The sequence below is a fragment of the Ottowia beijingensis genome (assembly GCF_042680925.1).
In the GTDB taxonomy this organism is placed as follows: Bacteria; Pseudomonadota; Gammaproteobacteria; order Burkholderiales; family Burkholderiaceae_C; genus Ottowia; species Ottowia beijingensis.
Genome location: NZ_JBHUEP010000005.1, coordinates 737,076 through 749,847 on the forward strand (window position 1 = coordinate 737,076; position 12,772 = coordinate 749,847).

The following is a 12,772-nucleotide window of genomic DNA, read 5'->3' on the forward strand; positions in this document are numbered from 1 at the left end:
CGTCTCTGCATCAGTGTCCGGCACCCGCGTCGCTGGGGGCGCTGGTGGTGACCGACAAGGTGGTGTTGGTGGGGCGTCCGATCACGGATGCCTGCAATGCGGCATCGGCCAGCCAGAATTGCTGCTGCGCGTCCAGGGCCGCCGTGACGGCACCGACCTGGTCGCGCGCATCGGCCAGCAGTTCGAAGGCGCTGATCAGCATGCCGTTGTAGCGAAGCTGGTTCTCCTCCGCGATCACCTTGCGCACCGGAACCACTTCGTCCCTGTAGTGCCGCGCCACGTCGTAGGCCGTCCGATAGGCCGAATAGCTTTCCCGCAGGCTGGAGCCAGCGGCGCGGGCCGCGGCTTCGAGCTGGTTGGCGGCCGCCAGCGTTCGAGCGTTCATCGCATCACGCTGCATTCCACCCCAGTCAAAGATGGGCAGGCGCACATCGATTTCCCAGCCGCGTGCGTTGGAGCGGGTGCCCTCGGCATTGTCGAAGGTGGTATTGCGACGCCCGGTGAGCTCGATATCAGTGAAGCTGGTCACCATATTCAGCCCTTGGGCCTTGGCGGCACCATCCAACGCGGTTTGCGCCAGACGGATGTCCAGGCGTGCCTTGGTCGCCAGCGAGCCAACCGCCTGCGGATCTAGTGCTTGCTTGGGGAGATCGGGCAGACGTTCTGGAAGCTTCAGCGCTTGCGCTTGGCTCTCATCCAGTCCCAACAAACGCACCAGCTCTTCCCGGCTGGCCGTGACCTGGTGTTGGGCCGTGCTCAGTCGAGTGGCGGCATCTGCATAAAAAGCCTGCTCGCGCGCACGGGTGATACGGTTGAAGTTGCCCACGCCCTGCATGCGCCGGGCCAATTCGGCGCCCGCTTCGGCGCTGTCATAGACCTGCTTGGCATACTGGAGCGTCTGCTGTGCGGCCACGGCCCGCACCCAGGCCTGGCGCACGCGCGTGACCTGATCCAGCACGTTGCCTGTCAGGCGCAACTGGGACAGTTCGATCTGCCGGGTGGCGACACCGTACCGGGTCGGCAGGGTCAGCAGATCCAACAGGCCAAAGGAAAGCGCACGCCCCAAGTCCAGCTCAGTTCCGGCCCTCATGCGCTCAAAACTGAAGATGGGGTTGGCAATCCGCCCCACCTGCGCGGCATCGGCCGACTCTGCCCAGCCTTGCGCCAGCAGGGCCTGCAAAGACGGACTGTTCACCAAGGCCAACTGGACAGCATCTTTTTGACCCAGAGGCTGCGCCAGCAAGCTTTGAGCTGCCTGTGCTTGCTGGTCGCGCTCCTCCTGGGTACGCGCCAGGGCGAGCTTGCCTTCGGTGAAACCGCCCGCTTCGACGTTGACACGATTGATGTTCTGATCCAGGCTGACGCTGGCACATCCGGTCAGCACCGCCAGTCCAAGGGCGGACAGGGTCAGCTTGGCATGCGTGGCACGCAAACGCATCATGGCTTGCCTCCCCCATGATGGCCAGAATGCGGATCGCTGGCGGGGGCAGTGTCCTTGGCGGACGCGGGCTGGCCCGTCTTGATTTCCTTGGCATAGGCGCGCCAACCGCCGATTTGGCCCACGCGATCATTGGCCTCTCGCCAGGATTGCACCTGTTGATCCGCATAGGCCTGGTATGCATCGATGGCGGACGAATACTGCAGCCTCGTCGGCAGCGGAGGCTGGGGAGCTTCGGGATCTGCTGGGGCTTGTGCAAAAGCCGCCCCTGCGAACAACGCCAGTGCCAAAGGCAACAAGACCCTGAAGGATGGCAGGTGATGGGAATGGGCCATGGTCTCCTCTGAAAGCATCTCTGATCTCACGTCGAAGATTCTGGAGAGCCCGCCCTTTCAGCAAGATGTTTGGAACATTACATTCTTGTTAGCTTCGTGTCGGCAGCCATCCAACGCGGCACACTTGCGTGGGGACCTTTAACGGAGCATGCGGGTGAAGATACTGATCGTCGAAGACGAGCCCAAGACTGGTGAATATTTGCGCCAGGGCTTGAGCGAGGCCGGGTATGTCGCGGACCTGGTGCCCCATGGCACCGATGGGCTGCATATGGCCTTGCACGGTGCCTACGACCTCGTGATCCTGGATGTCATGCTGCCCGGGCTGAACGGCTGGCAGGTGCTGCAATCGTTGCGCGAGCGCGGCCTGCAGATGCCAGTGCTGTTCCTGACCGCACGCGACCAGGTGGAGGATCGCGTCAAGGGGCTGGAGCTTGGTGCCGACGATTATCTGGTCAAGCCGTTCTCGTTCGCGGAGCTGTTGGCCCGCGTGCGCATCATCTTGCGCCGCAGCCCGGCGGGCAACGAAAGCACCATGTTGCGGGTTGCCGATCTGGAGCTGGATCTGCGGCGCCGCCGGGTCTCGCGCAACGGCAAGCGCGTGGACCTGACGGCCAAGGAGTTCGGTCTGCTGGAACTCTTGATGCGGCGCCACGGTGAGGTGTTGCCACGCTCCCTGATCGCATCGCAGGTGTGGGATATGAACTTCGACAGCGACACCAACGTGATCGAAGTGGCGATGCGCCGATTGCGCGTGAAGATCGACGAGGGCCACCCGGTCAAGCTGATCCAGACCGTGCGCGGCATGGGTTATGTGCTCGACGTACCGCAGGAGGAATAGGTGTTGATTCGCGCTCGTTGGGGTCGGTTGCCGCTGACGCAGCGCCTGACCCTGCTCTTCACTGCGGTAGCGGCTTCGGTGGTGCTGGGTCTTGGCGCCTTGTTCCTGGTGGAGACCGAGCGGCACTTCGTGGAGCTGGATCAGATAACACTGGAAGACAAGCGGCATCTGATCGAGGAAATACTGCGCAATGCAAGCTCGGCAGACGACACGCGCTGGCGCCTGGGTGAGGCGCTGAGCTATCACCATGACCTTTTCGCCCTGGTGCAAGATGGGCGGGGTGCGGTGATCTTTCAGTCCCCGGGGTTCATTTCCCCCATGCGCGGCGACAAGCCCCTGCGCGTCGGTGAAAACAAGGTGTTCGGGGTGTGGCGGCACGGCGATGCCAGGTTTCATACACTGGCCTTTCAGGCAGCTACTGCCTACTCCAGCCCCCCCCTGACGGTCTGGATCGCTGCGGATACGGATCACCACACGCAGTTTCTCGACCGCCTGCGGCGCAGCTTGACCCTGTATGTGCTCGCCGCCATCACCCTCTGCGGCTTGCTCTCATGGTTCGCCGCGCGCCAGGGGCTGGCGCCCTTGCGCGACATGAAGTCACGGGCCGCCAGGGTGACGGGCCAGAAGCTCGGCGAGCGCATGCCCGTGCAGGCCGTGCCGGTAGAAATGGCCGACCTGGCGCAAGAGCTGAACCGCATGCTGGATCGGCTGCAGGAGGACTTCCAGCGCCTGACCGATTTCGCGTCAGACCTCGCGCACGAGCTGCGCACCCCCATCAGCAATCTGTTGACGCAAACCCAGGTGGCGCTGGCGACCAAGCGCGATGCTGCAACCTACCGCGACATCCTGGCCTCGAACGCCGAGGAATTTCAGCGTTTGGCGCGCATGGTGTCCGACATGCTGCTGCTGGCCAAGACCGCGCGTGGCGTAGACCTGCCGCACAAGGAGCGGTTCTCCGCCCGCCTGGACGGGCTGGCGCTACTCGACTTCTACGAGGCCGTGGCCGAGGAAAAGCACATCCGGCTGCGGCTGGAAGGCGATGGCGAGATCGAAGGTGACCGCCTGATGTTCCGCCGCGCGGTCAGCAACCTGCTGTCCAACGCCCTGCGCCACGCGCCCGAAGCCGGCGACGTCACCATCCGCATCGCTGCCACAGCACAGGCCACGACGGTGGCCGTGGAAAACACCGGCGCCGACATCGATGCCAAGATCCTGCCCCGGCTATTTGACCGTTTCTACCGCGCCGATGCGTCCAGGACCCATCTGGACACTGACGGATCGGGCTTGGGTTTGGCCATCACGCGCGCCATCGCCGAGGCCCACGGCGGCCGCGTCACCGTCACATCATCCAATGGACGTACATGCTTTGCCCTGGTGTTTCCGCATCGTGCGATCCAAGCATGACGCTGACCACGAGGAAAGCTGTCGGAAATGTCATTCGGCTGTCTAGGTTTTGTTGGGTAGGGGTTTCTACCATGAACACATCTCCTCAGCGCCTAACCAAGGCATGAGAGATGCAAGTTTCATCCACCTTCGTCAGGAGCTTCAATCATGACCCAACAACGCCTCTCCCTTTCTTCCATGATCGCCGCCGCGGCCGCAGTGGCTGCCCTGGGCCTTCCAGGGATGGCTTCGGCAGCGTACGAGCATCCCGCCAACAACGAAAAGGGCGTCATCGTTCATCCAGAACACTTCAAGAGCGAGAAAACCCGCGCCCAAGTCAAGGCGGAGGCCGAAGCTCCGATGCGGGAAGGCCGCCTTTCTTATGGTGAGAGCAACTACCCGATCCGCACGCCCGATGCAGGTCCTGGCAAGACGCGTGAGCAAGTGATCAACGAACTGCGCAGCGAGTCGCCTGTCGAACGCGACGCGCGTCTGCGCCTCTACTACCGGGGTTGATGGCCCCCAGTTGGGGTGGCAGCGGATTACGTTGAATCCATTCTGTGGGATCGTTGACATCAGCCTGACTAACTTGGGGACAGCCCAGGCCGGCGTCCAACTTCCCAAGACACCCCACCGCCGCGTCCCGTCGCGGCGAGCTGCTGCCCCAGCCGGTGCTCGATCACCGGCTTCCAAGGCACCAGGCTGAACCCCATGCCATCATCGAGCATCGCGTAGCGCCCGCTGGCGAGCATGACGCTGCGCCTGTAGATGCCGGACACGCGCTGCCCGTCTGCCGTTGGGCGATGCTCCAGGCCGGTGTCGGCGGCAATGTCCTTGGCAGCCTGCGCCACCTCACGGTTGCGCAGTGTGCCCGGCAGGTTGCGCGCCAGGATCACCTGCTGCCCGCGCCGCTCAGCCAATCCCAGTTCGGCCAGGAAGTCGGCGCGCTGCTGCAACGCCTGCTTGACCTCACTGCCAAAGCCCAGGTCGCCCAACCCCTTGCCTCCGCCGATCAATTGCTGATCCAGCCAGGTGGCGCCGATGATGCGCGCTTGTCGCTCGATGGGCAGGTGCGATTTCAACTCCACGGCCACGCCGCCCAGGCGCTGGGCGTCGTACTGGCGACCACGTTCGGCCAAGTCGTCCGGCACCTTCCACAGCCCTTCGGCCACGCGCTCCACGATGCCCGCCCGACGCAGGGCTTTGAGCCGCCGAATATGGGCCGCCACGACTTCCTGCGGATCGCGGCCGGGCACGGCCTGGCCCTGCGCGATGGCAAGGTGATGGTCGGTGCGGTACAGGCCACCGCTCGCCAGCGCGGTGATGTTCTTGTCGGCCGCGCGCACGTCGGCCGAACCCTTCACCTCCACCACGGCTCCGGCCGGGTAGTTCGCCAGCTCGTCACGGGCATTGAGCGCGACGTAGTGGGCCTTGCCGTCCACGCCGTCGATGACCAGATAGCCCCGGTCGTGCAGTTCGTCGGCCAGCCCTTTCGCGGCGACACGCCCGATGATCGTGCGGCCATCGTCGCCCGGCTCGAACACCGCCAGCTCGCGCGGCTGGCCGCTCATGGCACGCTGCATGGTGCGGATGATGTCGCCGCGCTCGCCCAGGGCGCGCAAGGTCTTCTCGGCATCGGCATGAATGGCCCAGGTGCCGGGCTGCACTTCATCGGCCAGGCCCAGGCGCTGCAAGCGCTGCAGGCGGCCGATCAGCAGCAGGCGCTGGCGGTGCAGTCGTGGCTCGTTGAAGCGTTCAATCTGCACTTGCGCTCTCCGAGAGCTGCGGCGTGTCCGGTCGTGCGAAGCACGCGGACATGCCTGCATTGGCGCGGGGCTCGCGCCCCACGCGGCACGGCGGCGAAGCCGCTCCGTGCCGCGCCACTCCCACGTGCAGACTGGCTTTGCGGGCCGACAGGTGCCGCACCCTTTTGTCTTGCCTTCCGCATTTGCCTCCCGCATCCGCTCCCGGCAATTGCGGCCCGGTGGCGCGGCTGTACCGACAGCCAGCGCCCCGGCGAACGCAGCGATGGCCGAAGGCCAGCCGCGTTCGAGGCAAGACGCCTGCACGTTGGACGGCTGCGCCGGAGGCAGCGCGAAGTGCGGTGTCCAATGCGAAGTATTGGCACCGGCACTGCACGCGCGACGACACGGCGACGGCCAGCCGCTCGATCAGGATCGCCTGTCCAGTTTCCATGGTGATGAAAGGATGCGCCATGCGTTCGCCACGGCTGAACAGGAATCCTGGCCGGTGCTCGGGATAGTGGGTGCGCATCCAGCGCTTCAGATCGACATGGCGAACGGTCAAGTCTGGCGACTGCAGCAGCTTCGGGTCATTGAGCGTGATCCCGTTGTGGCCGTAGGGCAGCTCCCCGTTGAGGATGCCGTCATAGATGCGCTCCGAGTACAGCCGGCACTCATTCCATCGCGGGCAATTCAACGATGGAGGCAGGAAGCGCGGTGATGCGATCGCGGCCAGGATCATCGGCAGGTACCGCAGCAACCCGGCCCACCGTATGGCGGCTTCGATGGGACGATAGAACACCTTCGATGTTGGAATGTCCTTGTGCATGTCTTCGTCTCCTTTCGGAAGCGCTACATCACCGGCTCCTTTCTTGCCCTGCCAAGGGCTGTTGTGTCGTTATGACCTGCGGCGGTTGCCTGGAACGATGCCCTGATAGTAGGCGGGCGAGATGATTGGCATCCGCCGCAGGTGGCCTCGTCTTGCTCGATGTGCAAGAATCGATCGGGTGCCGGCCCATCGAGCGATGAGGACGCAGGCTCGATATTGGCGCTCACGGTACCAGCGTCATGGGTGGCGCAAAGCCCATCAAGACCGATTCGATATGGCTTGATATTCGCACGGTTTCACGAAGAACGCGGATAGGAATTTGATGCCTAATGTCCACGATTGGCTGGGTGAATCCGGGGCGCTCATGCCTACTCGGAATGCTGATATAGCCATATAGCATCACGTGACATCGAGCTGTGCTGGTCAACGGCCTGACATTGGATAGCCCCAGCGCCTACTGGCTGCGTTGATCGACATTGCCGCTTAGCCGGCAGGACGACGGGGCCGCCCAGCCTACTCACTTAGGGCGCGGCCAAGTCTTCGGGCGCATCGACCATCATGGCCTTTTGCACCAACTGCTGCACGGTCTGCCTGGCGTGCATCGGCAAGTCCGCATGCGCGGCAAGCTCATCGGCCTCAATGCTCTGCGCGGCTACCAGGCGAGCTGCAAGGTGTAGGTTTGTCGGGCCGACCGCCTCGATGGCAGGGAGTTTGCCCAAGGCGTCGTATGGCCGCAGAAGCGCGTGGTAAATGTGCCAGGTATCGATGCTTCTCGGCACCTGCTTCAAGATGGCCTGAATCAGCTTGCGTTTGAGGGGGTCGAGCTGCCAGTCCGGAACACGCTGCCCGCGGTTTCCCATCTGAATCGACAGCAAATTGCCTGCCTGAATTTCGTAGGAGATCCAGCGGCGCGACTTGCCCACCAGCTTGGCGTACTCGGGCACCGGCAGATTGTGCGGCGCCTCGAACGTTTCCAGCAACTGCAACCGCTCGCGCTGTACTTCCGAGAGCCTGGGCCGCGCGTATTCGGGCAGATGCACGGCAGACAGCCGGTGCACGGAAGCCGGAACCGCTGGCGCATCGGGTATCGGAGCAACGATCAACTGGGGAGCGTTGGGGTTCAGGACAGGCGGATGCGCGGCCGCATGCCCGGCAATAGTGGGCAGGCCCTGCAGCGTGATGGTCAGGTGCGTGCTGGCAACTTCGACCTGATTTTGCTCGAACAAATCCAGACGGTCCGCCCAGTCCTGCATCATGACGCGACGCTGCTCCACGTACTCGGCGTGGTTGTAGGTCGCGCTGGTCTTGTCCGGGTCAGCATGTGAGAGTTGTGCATCCACCCACTTTGGCGGATATCCCAATTCATTGAGCGCGGTCGAGATGGTGGCACGGATGCCATGCCCGGTGAGTTGGTCTTCGTATCCCATGCGTTTGAGCCCGCCGTTGAACGTGTTCTCGCTGATGCGGCTCTTGAGGTCCCAGTCGCCGGGAATGAGGTAAACCTGCGCTGGCTTGAATTTCTCCAGCAGATGCCGAACGATTTCCTGCGCCTGCAACGACAACGGCACGATGTACGGCGGAATGTCAGTGAAGCGCTGGCGCTTCTTCTTGGTGAGCTGCTTGCGTTGCTTGAGCCTGACGACGGGGATGATCCACAGGCCCCGATCCAGATCGAACTGGTCTGGCGTGGCGTAGCGCAGCTCGCCGGTGCGCACGCCCGTGAGCAGCAGCAACCGCAGACCCAGTTGCGTGTTGAGGCGGCCACGGTACTTGCGCAGCGTCTGCAGCATCGCCGGCAGTTCGGGCATGCGCAGGAAGGGATTGTTTTCGACCGGCGGCAGCGGCATCGCCACCACATCCAGATCCTTGGACGGGTTGTCGCCCATGTTGGGCACCATCACCGAGGCGTAGGTGAATAGCTGGGTGAACCAAGTGCGCAGCTTCTCGGCCACCGAAAAAGACCCACGCTTTTCCACTCTGCCGATGATGTCCAGCAGATGCGCACGGGTGACGTCGTAGATGGTCAGGTGCCGGAGAACCGGAAATACGTCCTTCTTGAAAACGCGCTCGATCTGCTTCGGTGTGCTTTGCCGTCCTTCATCTTCCAGAGACAGGCTACGGTGGGCCAGCCATTTGTCATAGATGGCCTTGAAGGTGTGCTCGCCCGCCAGAACGATGGCGTGGCGCTTGCGCTTGCGGTCGGAGTGCGGGTTGACACCCTTGGCCAGAAGTGCCCGGGCCTCGTCGCGCAGATCACGGGCGTCTTTCAGGGAAAGGGCGGGATAGCCGCCGAAGGACATGCGCTCGCGCTTGCCGCCCCAGGTGAAGCGGAAGTGCCACGCCTTGAAGCCGTTGGCTGAAATGTGGAGGTAAAGGCCATCGAAATCGGCAAGCGCATACGCCTTGCCGCTCGTCTTGGCCTGTCGTACCTGGAGGTCTGAAAGCATGAACCAACTCCTGCGAAGCGAGTTGGATGCCATGTTCCCGAGCGGACCCCGGCTCCTCCAGAAACAATGCGGAACTGAGAACCTCCGCATTGCCGATGTACCACTCAATGTACCGTTTCGATGCGGCTGGGAGTGGATTTCGCTGGAAGTCAGCAGATCGAGATCAGCTAAAAAATCTCAATCCTGACAAGCACTTACGATGTTCCTTGGCGTTCGGCGGAAGGCCCTGGAAAGTCGAAGTGGAGCGGGCGATGGGAATCGAACCCACGTCTTGAGCTTGGGAAGCTCAGGTCCTGCCATTGAACGACGCCCGCGCGATGGCTGAGCGGCGATTCTAGCGGAGCGCCTCGGCCGCCTGCAGGCCGCTGCGCACGGCGCCTTCCAGCGTGGCGGGGTAGGGGCCGGCGATGTAGTCGCCGGAGGCCAGCAGGCCCGGCGCGATGGCGCTGGCGGGGCGCTGCAGGCCGGGCGTGCAGGCGAAGGTGGCGCGCTTTTCGGTGATGGTGAGCAGCGGCGTGACCTGCACCTTCAAGTGCCGCGCGGCCTGCGCGGTGATGGCGGCCTGCAGCGTGGCGCGCTCGCCCTGGCTGTCGCTGACGACGAAGGCGAGCAGGCGCGTGGGCTGCGCGGCAGGCGTGATGGCGTCGCGGTCGAACACGAACTGGGCCGGCGCATCCACACCGGGGCGCAGCGCCAGCATGGGCGCGCGCAGGCGCGGGGCGGGCGCGGCGGCCTGGGCGTACACGGTGGTGATGGCCTGGTGCCGCAATTGGGCGGCGCCATGGGCCCAGGCGTGGAGCTGGTTTGCTATCGAAGGCGCAGCTGCCTGCGCAGACTGGACGGCGATTTGCACCGCATTCGATGCGGAAGTAGCGACGAGCACGCGGTCGAACGGCTGGCCGTCGATGTGCCAGTGCGGGGCCTCCCAGTGCAGCGCGTCGACGCGCTGGCCGGCGACGACGCGGGCGCCGCGTGCGCTGATCCAGCGCGCCGCGGACTGCGGAAACAGCGCGCTCAGGTCCACGCGCGGCAGCAGCAGGTTGGACCCGCCGCGCTGGCTGAACAGTGCGTCGTGCAGCACGCGCAGGAATACCTGCGCGCTGGATTGGGCGATGGGCGTGTTGAGCGCGGACACGCACAGCGGCTCGATGAATTCATCGCGCAGGCGCTGCGGCAAGGCGGCGCACAGGTCGGCCACGCTGAGCTGCTCGTCGCACTGAAAGCCCGCACGCTGCCAGCCCAGCGCCGCGCGCAGCAGCGCCAGCCGCTCGCGCCAGGCCCAGCCGCGCGCGGCCAGGATGCCGGCGGCGGCGTCCAGCGGGGCGGGCCAGTCGGGCAGGGCGAGGCCGCTGCCGTCGGGGTATTGCAGCGCCAGCGGGCGGCGCAGCAGGGCGGTGTCGGGGTCGACGCCGACGGTGCGCATGAGGCGCAGGCTGTCGCTGTAGGCGCCGATCAGGATGTGCTGGCCGTTGTCGACCATGACTTCGCGTCCGTCGGGCAGCGCCAGCGCCACGCCGCGCGCGCGGCCGCCCAGGGTGCGGGCGGCCTCGAACACCGTGACGTGGTGCCCCAGTTCCACCGCGCGCACGGCCGCGGCCATGCCGGCCCAACCGGCGCCGAGGATGGCAAGGCGCAAGGGCGCGGTGGACGGTGCGGGTGGGGAAGGCTTCATCATCCAGAACGCTGGGTCAGCAACAAGTCTTGGAAAGCGCTGTGGGAGCGGGTTTGCCCGCGATTAAGCGCTGGTTGCCACGAGTCGCTTGATCGCGGGCAAGCCCGCTCCCACACAGCGGATACGGGCGGCGCGTCATCCAGAGCATCTTGATGAGCTATGAAAAACGATAGCTGGTCGCGCCCGCCAGCAAACAGTTTCAGAACATTTTCGCTTCAAATCATTGCTGTACGGGCGCAAGACACTATCAATTCATGAGTCGCCGCAGAGCGGACTGAGCGCCTGGCCCGGTTCAGAAGCGCCCTAAAGCCTGCATCTTCCACGCCAGCCACAGCTTGCGCAGCGGTGTCAGGGCGATGCGCTGGTGCAGTACCTGGAAGTCGCTGGCCTCGACTTCGCGCAGCAGCGTGCGGTAGATGCTGGCCATCATCAGGCCGGGCTTCTGGCTGCGGCGGTCGGCGGCGGGCAGCAGGGCCAGGGCCTCGTCGTACAGGGCGTGCGCGCGCTCGGCCTGGAACTTCATCAGCGCCGTGAAGCGCTCGGAATACACGCCTTTCAGGATCTCGTGCGCCTTCACGTCGAATTGCTGCAGCTCGTTCACCGGCAGGTAGATGCGGTCGCGCCGCGCGTCTTCGCCGACGTCGCGGATGATGTTGGTGAGCTGGAAGGCCAGGCCCAGTTTGTGCGCATATTCGGTGGTTTTGGCGTCGACTTGGCCGAAGATGCGTGCAGATACCTCCCCCACGATGCCGGCGACGAGGTGGCAATACTTTTCAAGCGCGGCAAAGTCGAGGTAGCGCGTCTGCGTCAGGTCCATTTGGCAGCCTTCGATGATGGCCAGCAGATGCCGCGCCTCGATGCCGAATTCGGCCGCGTGCGGCATCAGCGCCTGCATCACCGGGTGCGAGGGCTGGCCGGCGTAGGCGCGGCCCACCTCGGACTGCCACCACGCCAATTTTGTGGCGGCCACGCCGGGGTCGCTGACTTCGTCCACCACGTCATCGACCTCGCGGCAGAAGGCGTAGAACGCCGTGATGGCGGCGCGGCGCGGCGGCGGCAGAAACAGAAAGGCGTAATAGAAGCTGCTGCCCGAGGCGGCGGCTTTCTGCTGGACGTAGTCCTGCGGGGATTGGACGGCGGAAGTCACGCGGGGGATTGTCCCATCGGCTTGCGGGGCGGCGGCCTCACATCCACAACATGCGCCACAGGATGACGGGCGCATCGGCCGTGCCGACGGTGGGGCGGTGCTCGAGCGTGCGGTGGTTGAGTGCGGCGATCTTGTCGAGGATGCGCAGGCCGCCTTGCACCACGGCGCGCAGCTCCCACCCGGCGCGGCCGGGGATGCGGTGCACGAGTTTCAAGCCTTTTTGCATGCTGGCCCTTGCGTGGCGGGCGCAGGCAGCTATCAATTGCGTAGTATTCTCGTCAGAGCGCAGGGCGGCGAACTGCGTGGCGGGGTGGGTGATGGCGATGCCGTGGGCCGCGCAGTCGGCGAGCGGCAGGTAGTAGCGGCCGCGCGGGATGTCGACGCTGAGGTCCTGCCAGAAATTGATGAGCTGCAGCGCGGTGCAGATGGCGTCGCTTTCGGCCAGCGCTTCGTCGCCCGTCACGCCGTACAGGTGCAGCAGCAGGCGGCCCACGGGGTTGGCGCTGCGGCGGCAGTAGTCGAGCAGCTCGGCCATGTCGGCGTAGGCGGCGCCGTCGCGGGTCTTGGCCACGTCCTGCGCGAAGGCGCTGAGCAGGTCGTCCAGCGGCTGCAGGGGCAGGGCGAAGGCCCGCATCTGCGCCGCCAGCGGCGTGAACACGGCGGGCCAGCGCGGCGAGGGGTGCGCGCCGCGGGCGATGGCGTGCAGATCGGCACGGTAGGCGGCCAGGTCGGCCAGGCGCTGGGCGGGCGCGGCGTCGCCCTCGTCGGCGATATCGTCGGCCGTGCGCGCGAAGTGGTAGATGGCCGCGATGGGCGGGCGCAGCCGCGGCGGGCACAGCCAGCTGGCGACGGGGAAGTTCTCGTAATGGTCGATGGCGGCGGGGGTTGTCACGCGGCGATTGTCGCTGGCGGCCGTGACGATGCCGCTGCTAAGCTGGCGC

General features: G+C 65.1%; 10 protein-coding genes, 1 tRNA gene and 1 pseudogene. 3 read left to right on the forward strand and 9 right to left on the reverse strand.

All coding sequences use genetic code 11. The annotated features are described in order from the left end of the window. Positions 1 to 10 precede the first annotated feature (10 nt). On the reverse strand, positions 11 to 1,441 hold the full coding sequence (locus tag ACFSCU_RS06815; RefSeq protein WP_180551019.1) for a TolC family protein: 1,431 nt from the start codon (positions 1,439 to 1,441) through the stop codon (positions 11 to 13). Next, positions 1,438 to 1,803, reverse strand: coding sequence for a hypothetical protein (locus ACFSCU_RS06820; protein WP_377560232.1), 366 nt, complete (start codon positions 1,801 to 1,803; stop codon positions 1,438 to 1,440). Before ACFSCU_RS06820 ends, ACFSCU_RS06815 begins: the two co-directional genes overlap by 4 nt. 124 nt (positions 1,804 to 1,927) lie before the next feature. Between ACFSCU_RS06820 and ACFSCU_RS06825 the strand changes: the two genes are divergently transcribed. The 3 genes from ACFSCU_RS06825 (at position 1,928) to ACFSCU_RS06835 (ending at position 4,510) form a co-directional block, all read left to right on the forward strand. Next, entirely contained in the window at positions 1,928 to 2,611 is a 684-nt protein-coding gene (locus ACFSCU_RS06825; RefSeq protein WP_377560235.1) for a heavy metal response regulator transcription factor, read from the forward strand. After that, positions 2,612 to 4,015, forward strand: coding sequence for a heavy metal sensor histidine kinase (locus ACFSCU_RS06830; protein ID WP_377560236.1), 1,404 nt, complete (start codon positions 2,612 to 2,614; stop codon positions 4,013 to 4,015). It abuts the gene before it with no gap. A gap of 147 nt (positions 4,016 to 4,162) precedes the next feature. Beyond that, a complete protein-coding gene (locus ACFSCU_RS06835; RefSeq protein WP_180551020.1) occupies positions 4,163 to 4,510 on the forward strand; it encodes a DUF4148 domain-containing protein in 348 nt (115 codons plus the stop codon). 68 nt (positions 4,511 to 4,578) lie between these two features. Here ACFSCU_RS06835 and ACFSCU_RS06840 read toward each other — a convergent pair. From ACFSCU_RS06840 to hpnC, 7 genes and pseudogenes are all read right to left on the reverse strand, one after another. Beyond that, positions 4,579 to 5,799: pseudogene (locus tag ACFSCU_RS06840) on the reverse strand (DUF3363 domain-containing protein); the annotation flags it as partial. Further along, positions 5,750 to 6,565 (reverse strand): hypothetical protein, encoded by an 816-nt coding sequence (locus tag ACFSCU_RS06845; protein WP_377560237.1) that lies wholly within the window; start codon positions 6,563 to 6,565, stop codon positions 5,750 to 5,752. The pseudogene ACFSCU_RS06840 and the gene ACFSCU_RS06845, both read right to left, overlap by 50 nt. A 521-nt stretch (positions 6,566 to 7,086) precedes the next feature. Next, positions 7,087 to 9,012: a tyrosine-type recombinase/integrase gene (locus tag ACFSCU_RS06850; protein ID WP_377560239.1), complete on the reverse strand. Its 1,926-nt coding sequence runs from the start codon at positions 9,010 to 9,012 to the stop codon at positions 7,087 to 7,089. Between the two features lie 240 nt (positions 9,013 to 9,252). Continuing rightward, positions 9,253 to 9,326 (reverse strand) — tRNA-Gly (locus ACFSCU_RS06855). Between the two features lie 20 nt (positions 9,327 to 9,346). Next, the gene (hpnE, locus tag ACFSCU_RS06860; protein WP_377560240.1) at positions 9,347 to 10,687 is read right to left on the reverse strand and encodes a hydroxysqualene dehydroxylase HpnE; all 1,341 of its coding nucleotides are present in this window, start codon (positions 10,685 to 10,687) and stop codon (positions 9,347 to 9,349) included. A gap of 289 nt (positions 10,688 to 10,976) precedes the next feature. Further along, positions 10,977 to 11,831 (reverse strand): presqualene diphosphate synthase HpnD, encoded by an 855-nt coding sequence (hpnD, locus tag ACFSCU_RS06865; protein ID WP_377560241.1) that lies wholly within the window; start codon positions 11,829 to 11,831, stop codon positions 10,977 to 10,979. Between the two features lie 37 nt (positions 11,832 to 11,868). Then, positions 11,869 to 12,723, reverse strand: a complete 855-nt coding sequence (gene hpnC, locus ACFSCU_RS06870; RefSeq protein WP_377560242.1) for a squalene synthase HpnC — start codon at positions 12,721 to 12,723, stop codon at positions 11,869 to 11,871. Between the last annotated feature and the right edge of the window lie 49 nt (positions 12,724 to 12,772).

Coding starts and splice junctions, on each gene's coding strand:
- ACFSCU_RS06815 (WP_180551019.1), bottom strand. CDS start 1,441: ATGATGCGTTTGCGTGCCACGCATGCCAAGCTGACCCTGTCCGCCCTT.
- ACFSCU_RS06835 (WP_180551020.1), top strand. CDS start 4,163: ATGACCCAACAACGCCTCTCCCTTTCTTCCATGATCGCCGCCGCGGCC.
- ACFSCU_RS06845 (WP_377560237.1), bottom strand. CDS start 6,565: ATGCACAAGGACATTCCAACATCGAAGGTGTTCTATCGTCCCATCGAA.
- ACFSCU_RS06850 (WP_377560239.1), bottom strand. CDS start 9,012: ATGCTTTCAGACCTCCAGGTACGACAGGCCAAGACGAGCGGCAAGGCG.
- hpnE (WP_377560240.1), bottom strand. CDS start 10,687: ATGATGAAGCCTTCCCCACCCGCACCGTCCACCGCGCCCTTGCGCCTT.